Genomic DNA, 23,270 nt, shown 5'->3' with positions numbered 1-23,270 from the left:
TTTGTTGATTAAAGTGCTAATGCAAACAACAAAAATAACAATGGAGAATCCCATGTTGAGAAAAATCTTTGTAGCAAGTGCTTTGTGTGTCTCTCTGGCGTCGACTGCTGTTGTTGCCGCTGAGCGTGTCTCGATCGGAACGGGTGGAACGGGTGGTTTGTTCTATGTGATTGGCGCAGGTATTTCTGAGACGCTGAACAAGCACATGGAGAACACCACCGCACGGGCGGAAGTAACGGGGGCTTCCGTTGAGAACAACCATCGTGTTGCGGCAGGTCAAATGACACTCGGGCTGTCTTCTTCCTCTACTCTCTTTGAAGCTCAGAGTGGTGAAGGCCCATTTAAAGTGAGTGGCCCATTAGATGTTGCTGGTATTGCTTATTTATATCCCGCTGTACTGCAAGTGGCGACGATCTCCGGTAATGGCGTCGACTCTTTTGAACAGTTAAAAGGCAAGCGTGTCAGCATGGGTCCTCCGGGCAGTAATGCGGCTGTATTAGCCACACGTTTACTACAAGAATATGGTGTATTTGAAGACATTACTCCGCGCTTTCTTTCTTATAATGAAGGTGTAAAAGCCTTGGTTAATGGCCAAGTAGATGCAACGGTTGTTCTAGCGGGTGCACCAACTTCTTCTTTGATTGATCTTGACTCACAAACAGACATGAAACTCTTGTCTGCGAGTATTGAGAAGTTAGACCATTTGATCCAGAAGTATCCCTTTTATCAAGCTTACTCCTTACCTGTCGGAACCTATCCAGATCAAACAAAACAAGTTGTGATGATTAACGATCCAGCGATTTTGTTTACGAGTGGTAAAGAAGATCAGAGTAAGATCTATGACATCACTAAAACCATTTTTTCGAATCTAGAAGAGCTGGGTAAGATTCATCCTCAAGCAAAAGCAATATCATTAGACACGGCAAGACATACTCCCGTTGCTTTGCACCCAGGTGCGAAAAAATATTACGACGAAGTAAGTGGCAAATAGGAGCGTCATTATGTTGAACTCAGGTTCCAGCAATGGCTTTCAAAGCTTGCTACTTGAATCAAAATTCGCTGGTGGCAAGGAACGTCTAGCAGTCTCTTTATTGTTTAGTGTGATCGCCGCTGGAATTGCTGGGCTTGTGCTTTATGGTGCCTATTATGGTGGCATTACCGCGTTGCTATTGAGGTCGTCGTTCTTTTCTCTTGTTGCCGCGGCGGCCATGCTGTTTTATGCGTTGAGGTACAAAAGTGTCGTTGGCCGAGGCGTATTTTATCTACTTGCATTATTGGCACTAATACCTGGCCCTTATTTATGGCATCACTACATTGATATTGTGATGCGTGGTGCTATGTCAGTTGAGCAAGATCGATTTATCTTTATTGCTCTCATTGTGGTGGTGTTTGCCTTTGTTCGTATCGCGGTGGGTCGGGCATTAATTATCTTAATGGCGCTGGCTTTTCTTTATGCGTGCTTTGGCTATTTGGTCCCTGGTAAATATGGTCACGGTGGCTATGATATTAGTCGTTTAACCTCAACTCTGATGTTATCGACTGAAGGCGTTTATGGCGTGCCAATGGGCGTCGCCGTTGAGTATATTTTCCTATTTGGTTTGTTTGGAGCCATCTTAACTAAGATTGGTACGGGTGAGGTTTTTGTTGATTTAGCTCGGGGTTTGACGGGACGCGTGCAAGGTGGCCCTGGTCTGTCGGCTGCTTTGTCTAGTGCCTTGCTTGGTTCGCTTAATGGTAGTGCGGTTGCCAATGTCGTTACTACCGGCACTTTTACGATTCCATTGATGAAGCGTGTTGGATACAGTGCGAAATTAGCGGGTGCGATTGAAGCTGCTGCATCCTCCGCAGGGCAAATTATGCCTCCAGTTATGGGAGCCGCTGCTTTCCTGATGGCGGAAATGATTGGTATCCCGTATGCCGAAGTGGCCATGGCGGCCTTAGTGCCAGCGCTTTTATATATTTTGGCCTTGATGATTTCGGTTCGCCTTGAAGCTGGACGACTTAACCTAGCTCGAGATACGGAAGCAGGTTTGCAGTTGTTGCTAAGAACACTAAGAACGAAGAGTTATCTTTTGCTTCCATTGGTTGTGTTGATTGGTCTGATGATTTCAGGCAAGTCTCCAACTCAAGCCGCCGTTATGGGGATTCTCGCTGGCTTGCTAGTGTGCCCATGGAAAAAAGCCACTCGTATAAATGTGTTCGATTTGATATCAGCATGTAAGGAAACATTATCTTCCACTTTACCTATCGTGGCTGCCGTGGCTGCCGCAGGTGTGATTATTGGCATATTAAATCTAACGGGCATGGGATTAATGCTATCTGGTTTAATCATTGAGCTGGGCGACGGTAATTTGTGGGCCGTATTGTTGCTTACCGCATTGGCCTCTTTTGTTTTAGGGATGGGCTTACCGACATCAGCTGCGTATTTATTACTTGCGGTGTTAGTAGCACCTGCGATGACGCAGCTAGGTATGGAAATCTTATCGGCACATATGTTTATTTTCTACTTTGGTTTGGTGTCTGCCATTACACCGCCTGTTGCATTAGCAGCTTATGCGGCGGCGACAATTTCTGGTGCGGAACCAAATGAAACCGCGGTGGAGTCTATGCGTTTGGGCTTTGTGAAACTCTTAGTGCCGTTTTTGTTTGTTACCATGCCGGGTGTGTTGTTGATTGGTTCTACCGCCAGTGTTATTGCAGCAATCTTGTTTGCGACCTTGGCGACTGCTTCAATGAGTATCGGCTTTTCAGGTTGGTTACGTGAAAACTTATCTTGGCCAACTCGATTGACCTATGTGGTCGCAGCGGTATTAATCGCTTGGCCAGCGTCCGCAACGGACACGTCTATCGCGATAGTGGGTGCTCGTATTATTGGTGTTGTGTTATTTGCTGGATTGTTGTTCAAAGCAAGCATGCAAACAAAGCCCGACGCCATGAAAGCCGACGCTTAATAGTTTAGGAAACTAAGCAAACGACATAAAAAACGCACATTTCTCTGCATGAAATGTGCGTTTTTTTCAACAGCTTCCGTGGCAGTTTTGACTGTCTAAGGCAGCCCATTCATTAGTAACTTAATGCCATATGACGCAGTGAATACAGCAATAAAGCCGACACCGTATAAGAGTAAAAACCACTGCCACGACTTGAGTTTGGCGACTTTTTCTTTCAGGTTTTTTAATGGCATTAGTAACCCTCCTGATAATCTTCCACCTTGCCAGAAAAAACGCGATAACCCCATAAGGTATAAGCACAAATTAATGGAACAAAGATGCAAATACCGGGCAGTAAGAAGAGTAAGCTGCTGTCTGGTGATGCGGCCTCCATAAAGGTTAATTGTCTTGGTATCAGGTATGGAAATAAACCGACGACAAGACCAGCAAAGCCCAGTAAAAATAAGGTTGCGGCATACCAAAAAGGTCGACCTTCATGATGAACGGTTCCGGTAGCGTGACTGTTTAGATCTCTCCAAGCCAAAACCGCGACGATTAAGGTGATAATAGGTAAGGGCGATAGCCACAAGAAATTCAAACCAGAAAACCAACGTTGACGAATGTCTACTTGGCTCGCTACTGTCCATAAACTCACGATTATCATGGCTAAAATAGTGATCAACAAGAGTCGTTTTCCTAGCTTGGCTGCATGATCTTGAATACGGCCACGACTTTTCATAAACAGATAACAAGCGGCCAACAAAGCATAACCTGCCATTACAGAAAAGCCTGTTAGGATAGAAAAGGGCGTTAGCCAGTGTAGGCTAGATAAGCTATCGACACCGACTGGCACGCCTTGAACAATTGATCCTAGCAACATGCCTTGGCAAAACGCCGCGATAGCCGAACCCGCGCTAAAGGCGAAATCCCAATAAGGTCGTGAGGTATCGGATTTAAACCGATACTCGAATGCCACACCACGAAAGATCAAGGCAAATAGCATCAGCATGATAGGCAGGTAAAAAGTCGAAGTAATGCCAGCATAAGCAGCTGGAAACGCCGCAAACAACACGACACCACCAAACACCAACCAAGTTTCGTTGCCATCCCAAACATGTGAAATAGAACGCATTAAGTGATCTCGTTCGCCTTCTTGGTTAAACCAAGGGTAGAGAATGCCAATCCCAAGGTCAAAGCCATCGAGTAACACGTACATAAAGATGGCAAAGCCTAAGACAAGGAAGTAGAAAAGAGCCAAATCCATCATTTATCTCCTTGTTCTATTGTTGGGTGATCTTTTGTTTTTAGCGACTTCACCCAAGCTAATGCGTAGCCCGGCGCTTTCATACCAATCAGTTGCTGCTCTAATGTTTCCATTGATGGCGGCCCTTTCTTAATCAGCTTGCGCATGAAATATAGGTAAACGCCAATGAGCAAACTGTAAATGATCACAAACATCGTTAAGGTAAACAGCACGCGTTCTGGAGGTAGCGGCGATACAATCTCCGAGGTTCTAACAAGGTTATAGACAATCCAAGGCTGACGACCGATTTCCACCACATACCAACCTGCCAACACTGCAATGACACCCATAGGGGTAAATAATGTCACAAGAGACAGGAAGGCTTTGTTTTCATACAAGCGGCCTTTACGACGTAATAACAGGGCGAGTATCGCGATGCCAATCATGCCAAAGCCAATGCCCACCATAACGCGGAAAGACCAAAACACTAAGGGGACATTGGGTCTGTCTTCTGGTGGAACGGCTTTCAGGCCTTGCACTGCGCCATCCCAAGAGTGAGTCAAGATCAGGCTACCTAGGTTGGGAATCCCGATTTCATAATCGTTCGACTCGCTTTCCATATTTGGCATGGCGAATAACAATAAGGGAACGTTTTCTTCTTCCGCTGGCCAGATGCCTTCCATCGCTGCCAACTTAGTTGGCTGATGCTCTCTTACGTTTAAACCGTGCATATCACCAATCCATGCTTGTAGAGGCGTTAATACCAAGGCAAACCACATACACATGGACAGGCCTTTTTTGGCAAAAGGAACGTGCTGCTTTTTCAACAAGTAATAAGCACTGATACCAGCCACCACGAAAGTCGCGGTAATTAATGATGCCACCACCATGTGAGTAAGACGATACGGCATAGATGGGTTGAAGATCACTTCCATCCAGCTGGCGACTTCAAACTTGCCATCGATGATCTTGTAGCCTGTTGGTGTTTGCATCCAAGAGTTCGCCACAATGATCCAAAACGCTGAAATCCAAGTACCTACCATCACGGTGAGCGTCGCGAAGAAATGCAGCTTACGACCAACACGTTGCCAACCAAACAGCATGACGCCAAGGAAACCGGCTTCCATGAAGAAAGCGGTCAGTACTTCGTATGCCATCAATGGCCCAAGCACTGCACCGGTAATTTCCGAGAATTTGGAAAAGTTAGTACCAAATTCATAGGACAAAACGATGCCAGACACCACGCCCATGCCAAAGGTAATCGCAAAGGGTTTGATCCAAAACTTGGCCAGTTGTAAGTAATAAGGGTTGTGAGTTTTAAGCCATAAGCCTTCCCAAATGGTAATCAGCGTCGCCAAACCAATGGTGATGCTGGGGAAAATAATATGAAAGCTCACCGTAAAAGCGAACTGTATGCGAGATAAAATGGCGACATCGAGATCCATGGCAACTCCTGCTTTAAATATAGGTGGATTTAGGAATTGTTTTTTATGCGTAATGTGCGCATCTGCTGCAAAGCCAGTGGTAACAGCGCTAATCCTATAATGCTGAAGAGTGCGATGATTTCAGTCATTAAAAAGCCAGTATTCATGATGCCTGTCCTATAAGTTGATAATAGTTTGATATAGATCAAAGGTTGATTTTAGTAGAGCAAAGGATAGGCCAACTATTTATGATTTTTATATATCTGATTTTAAAGGAAAAATTTATATCTTTGCTTGAAGTGTAAAAAAGGTTTACGATTTTCTCACTTTTTGGTGTAAACGAGGTTTACGGTTTTGACGCTTTCGTTGATGTTTGAAGTTGCTATGCTGGTGACCAGTGTGTGCGGCGTTTTGGTCGCTGTTTGGCTATTGTGGCGAGCAAGAAAACAAAGTGATCTACAAGCCTTGGCTGGGTTTGCCATTATGATGGCGATTTGGTGCTTCGGGCATGTGGTTTTGTTTCAGGGCTATGAGCAAATTGGCATTCATATCATTTTAGCTAACCCCTTGATGCCGACCTTCTTCTTACATTTTGCGATTCGTTTTGTGAATTCTGGCTCAGTTAAAGAGCCGATGTTAGAGCGTTTATACCAAGCAGTACCTTGGTTTTATCTGACCAGTTTTGCGGTGGTTTTACAAAGCTGGTGGATCGGAGCAGGCGATGCCATCAGTACGCTAGATACGCGCTCCTTTTTTATCTTTACCGAGGCTGGGACATGGAATCTTGCCTATACGGTGTTGATCGGAATTTTGGCTCATGGCGTACTGTTGTTTGGTTGGTATCGACATTCTGGCAATAAAAAACGCTCCATTCTTGCCATGTTTGGCGTCGGGGCTTGGGGGTTATTGTTGGCGACCAGTTTTGTCTTTCCTTCTTTTGGTATTAGTTGGTTTCCTTATCCCATGTTACTGCTGCCGACCTATTTGCTGTTGTTGGTCTACGCAGTGGTGCGTTATCAAATTTTGTCTGTAAATGCGTTTGCCAATCGGGCTTTGCTTTGGGTTGCCATGATGCTGGTGATTCTCTGTGTTATTGCGGTGATCAGTGTGGTGTCTGGGCGCATAGGTTTACAGGCGTTAGCCAATGTTCCCAGTTGGCAGCTTTGGTTGTATTCCTTGTTTATCTTGGTCGTCGCTGCCCTTATTTATCAGCCTTTGAGTCGCTTGGTATCGCGTCTTATTTACCCCGGAGCCTCGTTGAATGAAGCGGTTTTGGACAGATGGTCAACGCAATTAAAAGAAGCACAAGACTGGCCGCAATTGGTCGTCATTGGTGAGCGTTTACTCTCATCTCAGATAAGACGTAACGTGGCAATTCAACTAAATAGTTCTACTTATCCTGTTAAAGAGCAAAATGACGCCTTAGCAATACGAGTGTCTCGATCAGATTCTGATTGGCACTTTGTTTTGATTGGTTGGGAAGACGCCAGTCCTGGAATGCGTTTGACGGCGGAAGTGTTTGCCTCTTTGTTTTCGACCAGCTGCGGTTTGCTTGAAAGGTCGCTGGCCTTGGCGGTGGCAGAACGAAAACGCATGGACGAGCAGCACTTAGTTGAGCTGGGTAGCTTGTCTGCGGCGATGGCTCATGAGCTTCGCAATCCTCTAAATATTATTTCTATGGCAGCCTATGACACACCTGCTGAGACTCGCCAGCATATTCAAACTCAGCTTAAACGCGCCGATCGTTTGGTAGGTGATATGCTTGTGTATTCCGGAGGCTTGTCATTGCAAATCGTTTCTACACCATTGCGACCATTGGTGGCGAGTATTCTGGCGCAGGCTCAGTTAGAAGGCGTGGCGTTTGAGCTTGATATCGATGAAAGAATGGAGCTGGATGCCGATCCACAACGGTTGCAACAGGTGTTTATTAATCTCATTGATAACGCCGTGTCTTTTTTGCGCAATAGGTCAAATGGCAAATTATTTATTGAAGCCAAAGAACAGGGTCAACACATGGTGATTCAAGTGCATAACAATGGGCCAGCCATCGACTCAAGTTTGCAAGGCGAGGCGTTATTTCAACCCTTTGTCACCAAACGGGCAGGCGGCAGTGGCTTGGGGCTCGCTATTGTGCGTCGTATTGTGGATGCCCATGGTGGAAAAATTAGACATCGTTCTGATTCTACTTGGCCGGTGACATTCGAGCTTATTTTACCTTGCCACTTTTCTGGCACTGCGATTTCGAATAGAGAATTTCATGACACAAAATAAAATATTACTGGTTGATGATGAACCGGCTTTCCGTGAACTGGCTAGTCGCTGGTTGGCGAACCAAGATTATCATGTAAAAACGGCGGGCGGTTTAGATGAAGCCCGAAGTGCATTAGTGTCGTTTGATGCAGACTTGGTGCTGCTGGATTTGTCTATGCCGCCGCATTTTGATCCGCAAGTTACCCTGGAGGCTCTGGGTGACTTTTCTGGCCGCCCAGTAATCATTATAACTGGTCACGCAGATCGGGATTTGGCGCTTAAAGCCATTGAACTTGGCGCATGGGACTTTATTGCCAAGCCGATTGATCCAGATATGTTGGCAGTTGTGGTGCGTCGAGCGATTACCAAAACCACCTTAGAAAAAGAAGTCGCCCACCTGAAAGAAAACCGTCAGCAGATTGAAGGGGCCGCCGCTTACATTGGGCAATCAATAGGGGCGCAAAAAATTAGGGCGCTGATCGAGCGTATTGCGCCGACTGATGTTCGAGTGCTAGTGACGGGGCCATCTGGGACAGGGAAAGAAGTCATTTCTCGGACATTGCATGACTTGAGTCACCGAGCCGCTCAAGCGTTTGTGTCGGTTCATTGTGGCGCGATCCCAGCTGAGCTACTGGAAAGTGAGTTGTTTGGTTATATGAAAGGCGCGTTCACAGGGGCTGAGAAAGACAAAGAAGGGTTATTGAGTTTGGCCGATGGTGGCACCTTATTCCTTGATGAAATCGGTGAGATGCCATTGCCAATGCAGGTCAAGCTGCTGCGAGTATTGCAGGAAGGTACCTTTTATCCCGTAGGAGGGCGAACGCAGAAGCAGATCGACATTCGAGTTGTGTCAGCGACCAACGCCGACTTACTGGAAAAAGTGAAAGAAGGAAGCTTTCGAGAAGATCTATATTATCGAATCAAAGGCGTCAATATTGAAACGCAAGCGTTGGCGGAGCGCTTGGAAGATGTGCCCGTGTTACTGCAAGCATTTCTCTCTCGCTTGCAAATGTCTCAAGATAAACACTTGCAACTGAGTGGCGAGGCGTTGCAATGGTTTCGGCACCAAACATGGCCCGGTAATGTGAGAGAGTTAAAAAATGCCCTTGAGAGTGTGGCGTCGATTTGCCCGAGTGGCAGTTTGACCATGGAGGACATTGTGCTGTTGTTTCCTCAAACGCCTGAATTTCCAAACAAGACCCAAGACGACATTGAATCCTTTGAAGGGACATTGGAAGAAAGAGTGCAGGCGCTAGAGATCCAAATGATTCAAGCAGCCTTGCAAAAGACGGCTGACAATCGCACGCAAGCCGCGAAAAAACTGGGCTTATCTCGACAAGGTTTGATCAAGAAAATAGAACGCTATGGGGTGTGAATACTCTGTAAATTGGCCGTGTTTTTATTCTCAAGGCGCGGCCTTCGTAATTGGGTGTTCACGTCGTACTTGCCCCGGTAGTAGGCCAAAATGTTTTCGAAACGCATTAGAGAAATGGCTGATGTTGCTGTAGCCAATTTCTGTTGCAACTTGGGTGACATTTGCTTCGGAGTGCAAAAGTTTATGATGGGCTATTTCCATTCGCTCTCGTTGTAGCATTTCATGAATGCTGCATCCAAATACTCTACGAAAATTACGGGTTAGGGTGCTCGCACTAAAGCCATACGTTTTGGCAAGCTGGGCAATGGTTGGTGGGTGACTAAGATTGGCGAGTAAATCGTTTTTTAAGGTGAAGAGTCGGCATTGGTCTGACATAGAAATACGATGTACATTGGATTGAGGTGACAGGCAGTCCATGAAAAGGCTAGCGAATACGAGTCCCTTACCTTGGAACCATAAATGATTCCGAATGGAGTCAGCGGTTCCCATTTCATCGTAAAGTTGTCTCGCCGTAGCGTATAGCTCTGGAAGGTATAAATTCGCTATGTAGCCTTCTTGAGTGCTTAGCTGTGATAGTAATTGCTCATGATTGCTAATCAGTTCAGGCAGTGTTGTCTTGTCGACAATGAGCGTTAGATTTTCCAATATTCCTTCTTGTATGTAACTTCCCCTGTGTGTCGGGTGGTAGCTAATGACACCGCAACCTTGAAAGACATCGTATTCAGCATAGTCATTTGACTGCTTAAATCGACATTGAGCCATGCCGTCTAAGTTTAGGTTAAAGCTAAAATAAATATTATCTGAGTCGTCCTCCAACTGCATATCGTGCTCCTGAGCGAATTGGCTGTACCAATACATCAGCTGAATACCATCAAATAATTTTAGGATGGCTATTTGGCAGTGATTCTTGCCCGACCAAGTAATGGACGAGGAGGTTTTAATCAGCTCTGTGACTAGAATTGGTTGGTTTTCTGTTGTGATGAACTCATGGGAAAGCATTCACTTAAACCTAATTTGACTCATTGGAGGTGAAAATTGACTGTAATCAGGTATTAGATTAAATGCAACTCATTATCATTTGATTTAGATCCTCTGTAGACATGGAGGGGCGGTTTATCTAAAGAGGATATGTGAATGAGTGACAGACGACTTGTAGGCTTAGGTAAAGGTGGATTTGTTCTTAGTAATAGTTTGGTTTTGGCATTATTAAGTTCTTTTTCTTATGCCAAGAAGGATTTAGATACTAGCGAAGACGTTCTGGAGCCGATTTATGTTTCAGCCAGACAGGAAGGTGAGCAGGCTAAAGATTTGGCATTCAGCGTAGAGGTGATGGATTCAGATACGATTGAAGAGCTGCGCTATACGAATTTAGAAGACGTTTTATTAAGTGAGCCAAGCGTAAACTTGAATACATCAGGTGGCGCGAATGTTTCCAGTATTTATATTCGAGGGATCGGCTCGCTTTATCCTATGAGTATGGATGATAGCTCTGTGGCCGTTATGTTAGATGGAAGCCCAATTTCAAGCCGAAATATTTCTTTAGGCACCTTAGATGTAGAGCGAGTTGAAATTCTTAAAGGCCCTCAAGGTACATTATTTGGAGGGCTTGGTGAAGCGGGTGGTATTAATATCGCCAGTCGTAAACCAACCTCATATCAAGATGGTTACTTTCGTGCGGAATATGGCGATGATAATCAGCACTTACTGGAAGGTGCATTTGGCGGTGCTTTAACGGAAAGCCTAAGTGGTCGTTTCGCCGTTAGAAAATCAGGCTATGATCATTGGGTGACGAATGATCAAACAGGTGCCCCAATGAGTAGCCCTGAAAATGAAGCATTCAGAGGGAGTTTGCTATGGGAAAAGTCTGAGCGTACGAGTGTGCTTGTATCGGTTGAGCAGCAGACCATTGAAAATATGGCAGAGATGTTTGTGCTTCGCCCCTATTCATCTAATCCCTCGGTTAGCCTGACCCCTGGGCTTTATGACGATGATGAAAAAGAAGTAAAACGTTATTCAGTAAAACTTTCTCATAACTTAGACAACAGTCAATTTACCGCCTCTTCCAGTTATACGGACTCGTACAATATCGCTCCTGTCGCATATGACCGATACTTAAATAAGTTACTGAATGATCAGTCAGAAGAATACTGGCAAACAGATGAAAGCCATGAAAAGGTGTTTACTCAAGATGTCCGTCTTTCTTCACTGCCTGGTGCCGATGTCTTTTGGGTAACTGGAGGCAGTGTGTCTCAATCGGATCGCTCTTATGATACGCCTTATAACAGTTCTGGAACGAGTAGAGCACGTCAAAGGGACTTTGAAACAAACCGATATGGCGTTTACGGCGAGGTAACGTTTCCCGTTGCGCAGCGTTGGGACCTGACTTCTGGTTTAAGGTATTCATGGGAAGATCGTGAATATGATGGCGCTTATTATAACAGTGGTAATGTCACGACAGAGCATCGAGAACTAGACGATCATTTTTTTACTGGGCGTCTGGCATTGGGGTATGAGTTAACAAATACAACACGGCTTTATGCGTCTTTTGCTCGTGGTTACAACCCAGGTGGTTTCAATGACTATGCAACGCAATCAGTCGAGAGTGAACCGTATAAAGCGGCAAAAGTCGACTCATTCGAATTTGGCGTGAAGAAGGCCTCAGCGGACAGACGATATACTGTCAACGGTGCGGTTTTTTATAATGAAGTAACAGACAATCATCTTCTTTCCTATGATTCTCAGACCTTTATTTCGAGTGTCGTCAATGCCGATACTCGCAGTTTAGGCGCTGAATTGAGCACCACATTAGCATTGAAAAATAACCTCACCCTTAAAGGTGGTGTTAGCTATATCGATGCGACCATTCAGAGTGAGTTAGTTGGGATTGGTGGTGGTGATGTGAAGAAAGGTAATCAAGTCCCTGATGTGTCGCCTTGGTCAGCTAATGTATCTGTTTCTTGGAAGAGACCCTTACAAATATCAGGTTTAAGTGCCCCTATGTTGAATACTCGATTAGGTTGGAAGTATACCGGTGTGCGTTCGGCTGATCCTCAAAACCATTTTGATCTCAATGCTTATAACAAAATCGATATGCATATTGGCGTCAGTATTGAAAATGCCGAGCTTTATTTCTGGGGCAATAATTTGTTAGACGAAGAATATGACTTGTATGGATATTATGGCTCTGCAACCGCGATTTATGGTGCTCCAGGCAGAGGAAGAACATTGGGTTTAGGGGTTCGTTACGATTTGTAGAGATTGAATAAAGTGTCATAAAAAATGGTGGCAGTGATCAATGTGGTTGATCACTGCATTTTTAGTGTGGCGGATAGGGCTTAAATATAGGCCGAGGTATTGGTTCTTGTGTATGCAGTTAATATGAGAGAACGTCAACAACCGATGAAGGCGTCCGAGTGGTGCTTGTTTATCAGTTTATATACAACCCAGTCATTGGGAATTGGCTTTTTGGTTGTCGCCTTAGTGGCGATTTTGAGATCCAAGGGCGGGTCTTTTGAAATGCTTAGTATGGTGTATGCGCTAGGTTTAGTGTGGCCATTTAAATTTCTATGGGCCAGTTGGGTTGATCGTATCTCGTTTGGTCGATTGGGTCATTACCGAGCTTGGTTGATTTTTATGCAAACTGGCATGATTTTAGTCTTCGCATCATTAATGCTCTTTGATGTGCTGAAGGATTTCTGGTGGGTATATGGTTTGTGTTCGTTATTGGCTTTGTTCTCGGCCACTCAAGACATTGCCGTTGATGCGACAGCATGTCGGCGGTTGAGTTGGCAAGATAGAGGCATTGGTAACGGTATTCAGATATCAGGTGGCTTGTTAGGGGATCTGCTTGGTGCGGGTGTTGTGCTGGTGGCCTACAGCTGGATTGGTTGGCATAGTTGTTTGATTATTTTGATGATGATAACGAGCATTTCGCTGATTCAACTGATGTTTTACACAGAATCCGGTGGCGATATTAAACATGAGACAGGATGGGTTGTTTTAAGGCAAATAAAGCGCTTGTGGAAAAGTCCAGGTGGTAAGTATTGGCTATCTATTTTGATGGTCTATCCGATTGGTAGCAGTTTAGCGTATAGCCTGATTACTCCCATGTTAGTCGATCAAGGTTGGACGCTTGAAAAGATCGGCTGGTCCGTCAATGTGGCTGGTTCTGCTTTAGGAGTGCTCTCTGCATTACTGGCGGGTTGGTTGATAAAGAAGGTGACGCGTCGAAAAGCCTTGGTCTTTGCGGCGCTGTTTCAGTTGCCCGGTGTCATCGCGATAGGTTTCTTGGTCAATGGTGTCAGTGACAGTGTGTCCGTTACGATTGCGGTTGGTGTGTATTTTATTTGTTATAACCCTGCCGCAACGGTCTTAGCGACTTTTATGATGGATCGTGTTGCTCAGGAAAGTGGTTCACCAGGGTCAGAATATACTATGCAGTACAGCATTAATCTTTTTTTTAGTATGGGGGTTATCTCGGTGGGAACCGCATTTGTTGGCATGATAGGGTACGTTGGAGTGCTATATCTCGCATTAGCCATGACCGTATTGGCCATCTTGCTGGTATTACCCTACAAGTTAGTTGATGCGCCTGAATAATCGTTATTTGAGTCATTCAAAAAGAATATCTATTGACTGAGTGGCAGCCTGACCATGGTGCTTCTATGGTTAGTCGAATGAATTGTTCGACAGTGTCAAAAAAGACATCGAGGCCTTTGAGGGGACACTAGAAGAAAGAGGTAAAGGTTGGAGATAAAAATGATTCAAATCGCCTTGCAGAACAAGGCTGATAATCGCACTAAGACGGCGAAACCATTTGGATTATCACGACAAGGCGCTATTTGAAAATTCTAGGGTCAAACTCAAAATTGAGTTTGACGGCCGATGCTAAAACAGCCTTCATAGCAGGATGATATGGGTTAACTAGATAGTTGCAATCTCTAGGGGAAATCACAGATGGTACTTGTAACGCGGCAAATTCATCGTCGGCTAAAGTGAGAAACTCATCGCCAATGGCTTGTGTACTTTCAGAAAAGGGAATGGCGCGCCATTGAGTGGGTAAGTCTTCCTTTTCTAATCGAGCAATCAAATGATCTGGCAATTCAATACAGTATAAGTTGTATTGATTCATAATGTTAGGATGGCTGTTCACATGAACAAACACTTCTAATGTGCTCAAGGATTCAGACTCAGAAAAGTATAGAGCGTCTGTGCCTTTGGTGTTCCAGCGGCCACCAAACCGACGTGCGCCTAGAGGGCTGAATGGGTCATCTGAGAATTTTTTCTGGGTCAGTCGAAACAGCTTCATTATTAAGAAAAGACACCGTGTTCGATTCGGCCAATTAGGTCTCTTACTTGTTCAAATTCTACCGTCGTCGCAATCATATCCAATGGACGTTTACCACCTAAACCATAGGTCGCTTGCTCCATCCACGCCAGTGCCGCGTCTTCATCGTCAAACATGTCTGATGCTAATTTCGTCAACAAAGCTAAGCGATACATTACATCGCTTTCTTGAGTGCTGAAACGTTCCTGTTTTTCTAAGCGGCGCTTAATCGTACTGACAGGAATATGGGTAAACTGTTGAAACTTAGTGCGAGACAGCTTAGTGCGCGCAAGAATTTGATCGTAAGCGTAAGTGGTAAACCCTTCGCGAACAGAGTTGCCCACCAACGCATCAGACTCAGCAATCCCCAAGCCTTCCCAAAAGCTATAGGCTTTTGACTTTTGAGGTTTAAACGCTTTAACGACAGACATAACATCACCTCGGCTCATTTGGTTTTTATAGTTTAGCTCAAATGGACTTTTTAGCAAGCAGGGATTTGTAAGGTAGAAAAGAGCTTAGTTGGCTTCGGTATCGCCATCGATCCAGTCTAAAGGCGCGGCCTTCGCAATTGGGTGTTCACGTCGATTTATCTGAGTGTCATACTGACTATGAAAGACAATGAAATCTTTGAGAGAGCATTGAAAGAAAGGGTTTTACTTAAAAAAACCGTCGAGAATGGTCTCCAAGACGCTAGTCTTGTCTTGGATCAAGTTTGATTAGGCCATTTATTTTCCAATTTTTCCGAGATGAGTGTGTTTAAAACCTTTGGTATATTTGAGTCCGTAGCCTAGGCTTCGATCAAATCCTATGTGTGCTGACCAGATTAATCCTATTGCCATTTGAGTATGGTGGTCTGTAAGAATGCTGACACCAATGCAAATGGTAGGGCCGATTATGGAGTGGGTGGCGTTATATGACATCGCTCCTGCTTTACTTCCAAGCAAATAGCCTATTAGGGAAAGGTCTGGTGCCAAGAAAAGTAGAGCAAAGAGTATCCAACTGGTCTCACTGTATGTAAAAGCGAGAGCCGATAATATGAGAATGGCTAATCCTTCACACCTTAGTACCTTTCTGAGATTACCCGTAGCTTGATTCATTCAAATGATCTCCATGAGCTTTGTCATTTTATATGGTTAAAATTTCCAGCCCAAGTGTACGGTTGGAAATAAAGAAATAGGGCTGCTATCGAACTTCTGTCCGTTGAGAGAAACGTCGTCATGGTCGAGGTTAAAATCGATGCCTATCCATGGTGTGATAGTGATGTTTTTGCTGTACATGATACGGTAGCCAATTCTTGGCCCGAGAGATATTTGCGTACGAGTGGTTGTTTGATTGGTCGATTTTAGGGTGTATTTTACTTTTGACGAATTGGCTTCTAAGCCGATAAATGCACCATAGTAACGGCCAAATAAGTAATCTAATTTAACGCCATAACCGTCAAAACGTAAATCGTAGCGTTCGTCTCCATGGAAGGCTTCTGGTGCGTCTAATCCAAATACTCCTATGTCAAAGCGAAATTGATTCTCGCCAAAACCAAAATGCACTGAATGGCCGTTCAGTGCATAGGCCAAAGGGTCTATTTCAATATCTAGGGCGTGAACTTTGCCTATGGATAAGCACATAGCGCAACCAAAGAGGGCGTTTTTAGTGACGGGTAAGAATGGCGTCATAGTAATTTCCTTTTTCAGCGTGAAGGATCAAGAGGCGTTGATTATGAGAGGATTATTAACAAATAAATAACAGTTATTTTTTGCTCTTGATTAAAAAATATTTGTGCTAAATTTAAGCGTTTAATGATCTTTTTGACGGGAGTGGTTGTGCGGAATCTAAATAACTTGGCGACATTCGTTCAGGTTGCAAAGCATGGAAGCGTAACGAAGGCGTCTAAAAAACTTCATTTAACGCAGCAGGCGGTTTCTTATCAAATTAAGAAATTAGAAGATGAGTTAGGTGTGTTGCTGTTTAAAAGAGAGCATCGAAAAATATATTTAACTCAAGAAGGTCGGACATTATTAAAGACCGCCGAAAAACATTTATCAGCATTAGAGCATGATGTCTTGAGAGTGAAGTATGACCATGCCGCGATAGTGGGTTCTATCAAGATCGGTACCACTATGGAATTGGCGAATTTGATGTTAGTGCCAATCATTGTGAGCTTTAAGAAGCGTTATCCACAAGTTTGTGTCGAGCTGGCGTTACAAGATGATGCCATGACAGTAAACAACATTATTCACGGTGATTCTGATTTGGGGCTGGTGGTTTTTTCTCAGAAGCCCCACTGTTGAATATTACCTCCTTCAGGAAAGAGCGATTTATTACCTTGGCGAGTACCGAATTTATTAAGGAACACGGCCCGTTTAATCATTTTATGGATATTATCGAAAGCGATATTGTTGACTATCACCCTGATTGCCCGTCAATGAAAACCTGGCTCAGTAAAAACGATAAGAAAATGGTGAAACAATTAGAAATGACGACGGCATCCATGTCGGCAAATGACGATAGGTTGATTAAGCAGCTGGTGATGTCGAATCTTGGTATTGCCAATGTACCAGAGATATTATTTGAAGAAGAGTTAAAGCAAGGTACTGTGACAGAATTACTTCCTCAGGCTCAATCTATCTCGGCAGGTATTGATCTGGTTTCGATGAGAGATCGAGTCTTACCCCTTCAAGTTGCTGCTTTTGTAGATCATCTAAAAGCATTTTAGTGGAAGAGGGCATTGTCTTCGAGGGCTCTGACGCTTCTTTGTTATAGGAAATGACTTCGTAAAGGTGAGAGCAGGCTTTTATCCATGTGGGTTGGATTTGGTTGTGTTTACTGCGCAGTTGATCTCGCCGTCTTGAACTCGGACGTTTATCACATCGCCTTCCTCTACATCCTTGATTGAACGAATAACTTGTTCATCTTTGGTGGCAATGGCGTAGCCTCTGGCTAAGGTGTTGAGCGGGCTAACAAGGTTGAGTTTGTCGATGATTCGGGCAAAGGCTGTCTGTTTGTTGGTTAAGGTGTTGCTTAGTGCGCGTGCAAGGCGGGCATCTATCTCTTGGAGCTTCTTTCTGTCTTGATCGATACGGCGAGTCGGGCTGTTTCTTTCCAGTCGATGAGTTAGGTTAGCGGTTTGTGTTTGTTGCTCCAACATCTTGCGCTGGATGCTTTGCTGCAAACGACGTTTGAGTTGTTCTAGTTGGTTTTGCTGTTGCTCGATTCGCTCTTTGGGGTGACGAATGCGCTTGGTCATAAAGTCGAGTTGTTGCTGACTTTGTTCAAGAATGCGCGACATGCGTCGAACCAGTTGCTTTTCTTGTTGCTCAATTTGTCGAAGCAGTTGGTTGCGATCTGGGCTAAGCAGTTCGGCGGCGGCCGTTGGAGTGGCCGCACGAACATCGGCGACAAAATCCGCAATGGTAAAGTCGGTTTCATGACCGACAGCTGACACAATAGGCGTTTGGGCAGCAAAAATTGCGCGTGCTAATGTTTCGTCGTTGAAGCTCCATAGGTCTTCCAAGGAGCCGCCACCACGCCCTAGAATAATCGCATCAAAGTGTCCGCTGTCATCGGCTCGTTGTAGCTGCCTTAAAATGTTTTTAGCAGCGTCTTGGCCTTGCACTAAAGAAGGCAAAATGGTCAGTTCGGTTAACGGAAAGCGGCGACGAAAGGCAATTATCATATCGCGAACAGCGGCACCGACAGGAGAGGTTATGATGGCGATGCGCTCTGGCTTGGTTGGAAGTAATTTTTTATGTTCCGGCGTGAAAAGGCCTTCCGCTTGTAAGTTGTTTTTCAATCGTTCAAATGCTTGTTGTAATGCGCCTTCTCCTGCGGATTCCATGCTTTCTACGCTGAGTTGGCAGTCGCCTCTTGGGCCATAAAAAGTGACGCGAGCACGCAAGCGGACCATATCGCCATCTTTGGGCTTAAAACGTACCGCAGCATTTTTTCCTTTGAACATGGCGCAGCGGATTTGTGCCTTGTCGTCTTTGAGGGAAAAGTACCAGTGGCCTGATCCTGGTTTGGCGAGATTGGAGATCTCTCCTTCAACAAGAATCCACGGTAAACTGGCTTCAAGTAGTTGTTGTATTTGTCTATTTAGCTGGGATACGGTAAAAGCCGTTTCTTGTGATGCAGAAGTTGTAAATTTTTTCATCAATCTCTCTTGGTTTTGATTTACCGAATGCAACTAAAGGAGTAGAATTACTTGCCATCTTAACACCCTTGTTGGCATTGGAAACTCCCCATTATGTTACGAATCGTGCAAGAAGCTTTAACGTTTGACGACGTATTGCTTATCCCCGGCTATTCCGAAGTTCTTCCTAAGGATGTTAGCCTTAAAACGAAAATCACTAAAGACATTGAGTTAAATATACCGCTTACGTCTTCAGCGATGGATACCGTTACTGAACATCGCATGGCGATTGCTCTGGCTCAAGAAGGTGGCATTGGCATTGTGCACAAAAACTTGACCATTGAAGAGCAGGCTCGTGAAGTGCGTCGTGTGAAAAAATTCGAAAGTGGCATTGTTCGCGACCTTGTTACTATAAACCCTGAAGCCAGCATTCAAGAGCTAATGGATCTGACGGCAGCGAATAGCATCTCAAGTGTGCCTGTTGTTCAAGGCTCTGACTTGGTTGGTATCGTAACAAGCCGTGATGTGCGCTTTGTTAAAGACTTCGACAAAAAAGTCTCTGACATTATGACACCAAAAGATCGTCTTGTTACGGCGCTTGAAGGTGCATCATCTGGTTCTATCCGTAAGTTGCTGCATGAGAATCGCATTGAGAAAGTGTTGATTGTCAATGAGCAGTTTGAATTGCGTGGCATGGTTACTGTTACCGACTTTAATAAAGCCACAACTTATCCTCACGCATGTAAAGACGATCAAGGTCGTTTGCGTGTTGGTGCTGCTGTTGGTACTGGTGCGGATACAGGCGAACGAGTGAAAGCTTTGTCTGATGCTGGTGTTGATATTATTGTTGTTGATACCGCCCATGGTCATTCTAAAGGCGTGATTGATCGCGTTCGTTGGGTAAAAGAAAACTTTCCTCACGTTCAAGTCGTTGGCGGCAATATTGCAACAGCAGAAGCGGCGATTGCCCTAGCTGATGCTGGTGCTGATGGCGTAAAAGTGGGTATCGGCCCTGGTTCTATTTGTACAACTCGTATCGTTGCTGGTGTGGGTGTTCCCCAAATCAGTGCGGTGGCAAATGTTGCCGAGGTCATGAATCCACGCGGTATTCCTGTGATCGCTGATGGCGGCGTGCGTTTTTCTGGTGATATCAGTAAAGCAATTGCGGCAGGCGCGAGCGTTATCATGGTAGGTGGTTTACTTGCTGGTACCGATGAAGCGCCTGGTGAAGTAGTGCTTTTCCAAGGGCGTTCATTCAAAGCTTATCGTGGTATGGGTTCGTTAGGAGCCATGTCTCAATCTCAAGGTTCAAGCGATCGCTACTTCCAAGATTCAAGCAGCGTTGAGAAATTGGTGCCAGAAGGTATTGAAGGTCGTGTCCCATCAAAAGGACCAATGGTTGCGGTTATTCATCAGCTGATGGGTGGAGTGCGTTCTTCTATGGGCTACACTGGATCTGCTGATATTGAAACTATGCGTACTAAGACTCAGTTCTCTAAGATCACTGGTGCTGGTATGCGTGAAAGTCATGTTCATGATGTGACTATTACGAAAGAAGCGCCAAATTATCACGTTGGTTAATCGCGAGATAATTTGACACTGAGATGGGGCGTACAACACGCCCCATCTTTATTTATTGCTCTTACTATTTATTGATTACTTCTACGAAAAGATTTGTCTCTTAAGTAGAGTGAAAGGAATGGCTAATAATGTCGCAAGATATCCACGCTCATAAAATTCTTATTATTGATTTCGGTTCTCAGTACACTCAATTGATTGCGCGTCGTGTTCGTGAAATCGGTGTTTACTGTGAAGTTCGCGCTTTTGATATGGATGATCAGGAAGTTATCGACTTCGATCCAAAAGGTATCATTCTTGCTGGTGGTCCTGAATCCGTTCCTGAGCCGGGTTCTCCACGTGCGCCAGAAGCAGTATTTACATTGGGCGTGCCAGTATTTGGTATTTGTTACGGCATGCAAACCATGGCGGAGCAATTGGGTGGTAAAGTTCAGGGTTCTGAGATTCGTGAGTTCGGCTACGCGCAAATCCGTAAGCACGAAGGTCCAGCGTTGTTTGATGAAATTCAAGATCACATTGCTAATAATGGCGTTGCTTTGCTTGATGTTTGGATGAGTCATGGTGATAAAGTTAGCACCATGCCTGAAGACTTTACTTTGATGGCATCGACGGATAGTTGTCCAATCGCAGCAATGGCGAATGATGCGAAGAAGTTTTATGGTGTGCAATTTCACCCAGAAGTAACGCATACATTACAAGGCGGACGTATTCTGTCTCGCTTTATTGTCGATATTTGTGGTTGTGACACCTTATGGACACCTGCAAACATTGCTCAAGATGCTATCGAGCGCATGCAAGAGCAAGTGGGCGATCGTAAAGTGTTGTTGGCCTTGTCTGGCGGTGTGGATTCCTCAGTTGTTGCAGCCTTGCTTCATAAAGCGATTGGCGATCAGTTGACTTGTGTATTTGTGGACAATGGCTTGCTCCGTTTGAATGAAGGCGACCAAGTAATGAAAATGTTCGCAGATAACATGGGGGTGAAAGTTATCCGTGTTGATGCAGAAGATCTATTTCTTGGTAAGCTGGCTGGCGAAAATGATCCTGAGAAAAAGCGTAAGATCATTGGTAACACCTTTATTGAGATCTTCGATGAAGAGTCGTCTAAATTAGATGGTATTGATTTTCTTGCTCAAGGCACAATTTACCCTGATGTTATTGAATCTGCGGCATCTAAAACAGGCAAAGCGCATGTTATCAAGTCCCATCACAATGTTGGTGGTTTGCCTGATGATATGAAAATGGCTTTGGTTGAACCACTGCGTGAATTGTTTAAAGATGAAGTGCGTAAGTTGGGTCTAGAGTTAGGACTTCCTTATGACATGGTTTACCGTCATCCATTCCCAGGGCCTGGTCTTGGTGTTCGTATCTTGGGTGAAGTGAAAAAAGAATACGCCGACATTCTGCGTCGTGCAGACGCTATTTTCATCGAAGAGTTACGTCGCTCTGGTTGGTACGACAAAACAAGCCAAGCTTTTGCTGTCTTCTTGCCAGTAAAGTCCGTTGGGGTTGTCGGTGATGGTCGTCGTTACGAATATGTGGTTGCGCTTCGGGCTGTAGAAACCATCGACTTCATGACGGCTCGTTGGGCTCACCTTCCTTACGAATTGCTAGAAACCGTATCTGGTCGCATCATCAACGAAATCGAACACATCTCTCGAGTGACTTACGATGTATCATCTAAGCCACCTGCGACAATAGAGTGGGAATAATCCTCCTGCGTTAATGGTCTAGTGAAACGGCTCTCTTTATTTAAAGAGGGCCGTTTTTGTTTGTCTCAAACCTTGAAGAAAGTTCTGGAGCATTGTTGTGAAGTTTTCAATGCCTTTAATAGAAGGGAAATTAATTAAACGTTATAAACGTTTTTTGTCCGATGTTGAGTTGCCAAATGGTGAGGTCGTGGTGGCTCATTGCCCGAATACGGGATCAATGAAGCGCTGTCAGCAAGATGATGCTCGTGTTTGGTTATCTAAAAGCGATAATCCAAAGCGTAAGCTTGCCTATACATGGGAGTTGGTTGAGGTTGATGAAAGATATTTGGCTTGCATTAACACGGGTTATCCAAACAAATTAGTAGGCGAAGCAATTGCCAATGGCGTAGTAAAAGAGCTTTCGGGTTACTGCGAACAGAAAGCAGAAGTGAAGTATGGCGAGAAGAGTCGTATTGATTGGTTGTTAACCAGCAGTGATGGGCGCAAGTGTTATGTAGAAGTCAAAAACGTCACCTTGTTAGAAGAAGACGGTTTGGGGTATTTTCCTGATGCCGTGACAGAGCGTGGGCGCAAGCATTTGTATGAGCTGGCTAATATGGTCGAAGAAGGGCATCGTGCGGTAATGTTCTTTTGTGTGAGTCATACAGGGATTGATTCTGTTACGCCAGCGGCTCATATCGATAAAAAGTATGCACAGGCTTTTATAGAGGTGGTTGCAAAAGGTGTTGAGGTAATTGCTTACCAAGTGGCCATCGACACTCAGGAAATGAAAGTGGTGCGTTCTGTTTCTGTGAATATGCCTGAATTGACAGATTGATCATGCTCGAGCTCTCTTGGTTTGGTTGCTTTATAACCAAAAAGAGTGGTTTTTGACGGTTTTATGAACGAATTCGCTTTTATTTAAAATAAATCGAAAGAAAGTGTCGAAAAGGGTTGCACAAAATCTGTAGATCCTTAATATACGCCCTCGCTGACACGGACAAGGCTTCAGAGCAACGAAGACCAAATTCAACTAACTAAATCAAGGTTTGGTTAGTCATTCAAGTTAGCACGCTCTTTAAAATAGATAATCAGATAATTTGTGTGGGCGCTCGCTGGAGGCTTCAGAAGATTGTCCGGATGGTTTAGATCATTCGAGACGATCAAAAAAATTGAAGTCTTGCGAAACGTCTAACACGTCAATTCGCTTTATGTTGATTGATTGTTCTTCGGGACAATGAATTGATTAAGTTATTGTTAGTGTAATAGATTTTGAGTAAGCAAACTTTTTAACTGAAGAGTTTGATCATGGCTCAGATTGAACGCTGGC

The 23,270-nt window shown here is 44.6% G+C and carries 20 protein-coding genes; 11 read left to right on the top strand and 9 right to left on the bottom strand.

The annotated features are described in order from the left end of the window. Positions 1-52: 52 nt before the first annotated feature. Both DFP80_RS20080 and DFP80_RS20075 read left to right on the top strand, forming a co-directional pair. Positions 53-991: a TAXI family TRAP transporter solute-binding subunit gene (locus tag DFP80_RS20080; protein ID WP_113918590.1), complete on the top strand. Its 939-nt coding sequence runs from the start codon at positions 53-55 to the stop codon at positions 989-991. 10 nt (positions 992-1,001) lie between these two features. Beyond that, positions 1,002-2,951 carry a TRAP transporter permease gene (locus DFP80_RS20075; RefSeq protein WP_113918572.1) on the top strand — a complete coding sequence of 650 codons (1,950 nt, stop codon included), beginning with the start codon at positions 1,002-1,004 and terminating at the stop codon, positions 2,949-2,951. A gap of 95 nt (positions 2,952-3,046) precedes the next feature. Here the strand turns inward: DFP80_RS20075 and DFP80_RS20750 are convergent, their stop codons facing one another. The 3 genes from DFP80_RS20750 to DFP80_RS20065 are packed head-to-tail and all read right to left on the bottom strand — an operon-like array spanning position 3,047 to position 5,618. Then, complete coding sequence (locus DFP80_RS20750; RefSeq protein WP_158601393.1) at positions 3,047-3,184, bottom strand: hypothetical protein; 138 nt, start codon at positions 3,182-3,184, stop codon at positions 3,047-3,049. Continuing rightward, a complete protein-coding gene (gene cydB, locus DFP80_RS20070; protein ID WP_113918571.1) occupies positions 3,184-4,194 on the bottom strand; it encodes a cytochrome d ubiquinol oxidase subunit II in 1,011 nt (336 codons plus the stop codon). The genes DFP80_RS20750 and cydB overlap by 1 nt, the downstream gene beginning before the upstream one ends. Next, positions 4,194-5,618, bottom strand: a complete 1,425-nt coding sequence (locus DFP80_RS20065) for a cytochrome ubiquinol oxidase subunit I (RefSeq protein WP_113918570.1) — start codon at positions 5,616-5,618, stop codon at positions 4,194-4,196. Before DFP80_RS20065 ends, cydB begins: the two co-directional genes overlap by 1 nt. A gap of 333 nt (positions 5,619-5,951) precedes the next feature. On the opposite strand from DFP80_RS20065, the gene DFP80_RS20060 reads away from it, so the two are divergent. Beyond that, complete coding sequence (locus DFP80_RS20060; RefSeq protein WP_241560332.1) at positions 5,952-7,868, top strand: sensor histidine kinase; 1,917 nt, start codon at positions 5,952-5,954, stop codon at positions 7,866-7,868. Then, on the top strand, positions 7,855-9,222 hold the full coding sequence (locus DFP80_RS20055; protein ID WP_113918568.1) for a sigma-54-dependent transcriptional regulator: 1,368 nt from the start codon (positions 7,855-7,857) through the stop codon (positions 9,220-9,222). The genes DFP80_RS20060 and DFP80_RS20055 overlap by 14 nt, the downstream gene beginning before the upstream one ends. Before the next feature lie 30 nt (positions 9,223-9,252). Here the strand turns inward: DFP80_RS20055 and DFP80_RS20050 are convergent, their stop codons facing one another. Next, on the bottom strand, positions 9,253-10,221 hold the full coding sequence (locus DFP80_RS20050; protein WP_113918567.1) for a helix-turn-helix domain-containing protein: 969 nt from the start codon (positions 10,219-10,221) through the stop codon (positions 9,253-9,255). 135 nt (positions 10,222-10,356) lie between these two features. On the opposite strand from DFP80_RS20050, the gene DFP80_RS20045 reads away from it, so the two are divergent. After that, positions 10,357-12,477, top strand: a complete 2,121-nt coding sequence (locus DFP80_RS20045) for a TonB-dependent receptor (RefSeq protein WP_113918566.1) — start codon at positions 10,357-10,359, stop codon at positions 12,475-12,477. Positions 12,478-12,600: 123 nt separating this feature from the next. After that, positions 12,601-13,821: an MFS transporter gene (locus tag DFP80_RS20040; RefSeq protein WP_113918565.1), complete on the top strand. Its 1,221-nt coding sequence runs from the start codon at positions 12,601-12,603 to the stop codon at positions 13,819-13,821. Between the two features lie 238 nt (positions 13,822-14,059). Here DFP80_RS20040 and DFP80_RS20035 read toward each other — a convergent pair whose 3' ends face one another. The 4 genes from DFP80_RS20035 to DFP80_RS20020 all read right to left on the bottom strand — a co-directional run bounded on the left by DFP80_RS20035 (position 14,060) and on the right by DFP80_RS20020 (position 16,218). Continuing rightward, positions 14,060-14,530 carry an RES family NAD+ phosphorylase gene (locus DFP80_RS20035; RefSeq protein ID WP_113918564.1) on the bottom strand — a complete coding sequence of 157 codons (471 nt, stop codon included), beginning with the start codon at positions 14,528-14,530 and terminating at the stop codon, positions 14,060-14,062. Positions 14,531-14,532: 2 nt separating this feature from the next. Then, positions 14,533-14,979: an Xre family toxin-antitoxin system antitoxin gene (locus tag DFP80_RS20030; RefSeq protein ID WP_113918563.1), complete on the bottom strand. Its 447-nt coding sequence runs from the start codon at positions 14,977-14,979 to the stop codon at positions 14,533-14,535. Positions 14,980-15,273: 294 nt separating this feature from the next. Continuing rightward, on the bottom strand, positions 15,274-15,645 hold the full coding sequence (locus DFP80_RS20025) for a DUF4260 domain-containing protein (RefSeq protein WP_113918562.1): 372 nt from the start codon (positions 15,643-15,645) through the stop codon (positions 15,274-15,276). A 36-nt stretch (positions 15,646-15,681) separates the two neighbouring features. After that, the gene (locus DFP80_RS20020) at positions 15,682-16,218 is read right to left on the bottom strand and encodes a hypothetical protein (RefSeq protein WP_113918561.1); all 537 of its coding nucleotides are present in this window, start codon (positions 16,216-16,218) and stop codon (positions 15,682-15,684) included. Positions 16,219-16,365: 147 nt separating this feature from the next. On the opposite strand from DFP80_RS20020, the gene DFP80_RS20015 reads away from it, so the two are divergent. Then, complete coding sequence (locus tag DFP80_RS20015) at positions 16,366-16,833, top strand: LysR family transcriptional regulator (protein WP_158601392.1); 468 nt, start codon at positions 16,366-16,368, stop codon at positions 16,831-16,833. Positions 16,834-16,868: 35 nt separating this feature from the next. Next, positions 16,869-17,258, top strand: a complete 390-nt coding sequence (locus DFP80_RS20010) for a LysR substrate-binding domain-containing protein (RefSeq protein ID WP_258546995.1) — start codon at positions 16,869-16,871, stop codon at positions 17,256-17,258. A gap of 78 nt (positions 17,259-17,336) precedes the next feature. On the opposite strand, the gene xseA is transcribed toward DFP80_RS20010, so the two are convergent. Beyond that, positions 17,337-18,695, bottom strand: coding sequence for an exodeoxyribonuclease VII large subunit (gene xseA / locus DFP80_RS20005; RefSeq protein ID WP_113918558.1), 1,359 nt, complete (start codon positions 18,693-18,695; stop codon positions 17,337-17,339). A gap of 93 nt (positions 18,696-18,788) precedes the next feature. Here xseA and guaB point away from each other — a divergent pair, with 93 nt between their 5' ends. The 3 genes from guaB (at position 18,789) to sfsA (ending at position 22,778) form a co-directional block, all read left to right on the top strand. Continuing rightward, positions 18,789-20,255: an IMP dehydrogenase gene (guaB, locus tag DFP80_RS20000; RefSeq protein ID WP_113918557.1), complete on the top strand. Its 1,467-nt coding sequence runs from the start codon at positions 18,789-18,791 to the stop codon at positions 20,253-20,255. Positions 20,256-20,383: 128 nt separating this feature from the next. After that, positions 20,384-21,961, top strand: coding sequence for a glutamine-hydrolyzing GMP synthase (gene guaA / locus DFP80_RS19995; protein ID WP_113918556.1), 1,578 nt, complete (start codon positions 20,384-20,386; stop codon positions 21,959-21,961). Positions 21,962-22,058: 97 nt separating this feature from the next. After that, the gene (gene sfsA, locus DFP80_RS19990; protein ID WP_113918555.1) at positions 22,059-22,778 is read left to right on the top strand and encodes a DNA/RNA nuclease SfsA; all 720 of its coding nucleotides are present in this window, start codon (positions 22,059-22,061) and stop codon (positions 22,776-22,778) included. Positions 22,779-23,270 lie beyond the last annotated feature (492 nt).

Source organism: Marinomonas rhizomae (assembly GCF_003315485.1).
Lineage (GTDB): Bacteria > Pseudomonadota > Gammaproteobacteria > Pseudomonadales > Marinomonadaceae > Marinomonas > Marinomonas rhizomae.
Note: the sequence above shows the minus strand (reverse complement) of the source record. Positions and strands in the feature narration are given on the sequence as shown.

Excerpts from the sequence above, each read along its gene's own strand:
- DFP80_RS20080 (WP_113918590.1), top strand. The coding sequence starts at position 53 with ATGTTGAGAAAAATCTTTGTAGCAAGTGCTTTGTGTGTCTCTCTGGCG.
- DFP80_RS20075 (WP_113918572.1), top strand. The coding sequence starts at position 1,002 with ATGTTGAACTCAGGTTCCAGCAATGGCTTTCAAAGCTTGCTACTTGAA.
- DFP80_RS20750 (WP_158601393.1), bottom strand. The coding sequence starts at position 3,184 with ATGCCATTAAAAAACCTGAAAGAAAAAGTCGCCAAACTCAAGTCGTGG.
- cydB (WP_113918571.1), bottom strand. The coding sequence starts at position 4,194 with ATGGATTTGGCTCTTTTCTACTTCCTTGTCTTAGGCTTTGCCATCTTT.
- DFP80_RS20065 (WP_113918570.1), bottom strand. The coding sequence starts at position 5,618 with ATGGATCTCGATGTCGCCATTTTATCTCGCATACAGTTCGCTTTTACG.
- DFP80_RS20055 (WP_113918568.1), top strand. The coding sequence starts at position 7,855 with ATGACACAAAATAAAATATTACTGGTTGATGATGAACCGGCTTTCCGT.
- DFP80_RS20050 (WP_113918567.1), bottom strand. The coding sequence starts at position 10,221 with ATGCTTTCCCATGAGTTCATCACAACAGAAAACCAACCAATTCTAGTC.
- DFP80_RS20045 (WP_113918566.1), top strand. The coding sequence starts at position 10,357 with ATGAGTGACAGACGACTTGTAGGCTTAGGTAAAGGTGGATTTGTTCTT.
- DFP80_RS20040 (WP_113918565.1), top strand. The coding sequence starts at position 12,601 with ATGAGAGAACGTCAACAACCGATGAAGGCGTCCGAGTGGTGCTTGTTT.
- DFP80_RS20035 (WP_113918564.1), bottom strand. The coding sequence starts at position 14,530 with ATGAAGCTGTTTCGACTGACCCAGAAAAAATTCTCAGATGACCCATTC.
- DFP80_RS20030 (WP_113918563.1), bottom strand. The coding sequence starts at position 14,979 with ATGTCTGTCGTTAAAGCGTTTAAACCTCAAAAGTCAAAAGCCTATAGC.
- DFP80_RS20025 (WP_113918562.1), bottom strand. The coding sequence starts at position 15,645 with ATGAATCAAGCTACGGGTAATCTCAGAAAGGTACTAAGGTGTGAAGGA.
- DFP80_RS20020 (WP_113918561.1), bottom strand. The coding sequence starts at position 16,218 with ATGACGCCATTCTTACCCGTCACTAAAAACGCCCTCTTTGGTTGCGCT.
- xseA (WP_113918558.1), bottom strand. The coding sequence starts at position 18,695 with ATGAAAAAATTTACAACTTCTGCATCACAAGAAACGGCTTTTACCGTA.
- guaB (WP_113918557.1), top strand. The coding sequence starts at position 18,789 with ATGTTACGAATCGTGCAAGAAGCTTTAACGTTTGACGACGTATTGCTT.
- guaA (WP_113918556.1), top strand. The coding sequence starts at position 20,384 with ATGTCGCAAGATATCCACGCTCATAAAATTCTTATTATTGATTTCGGT.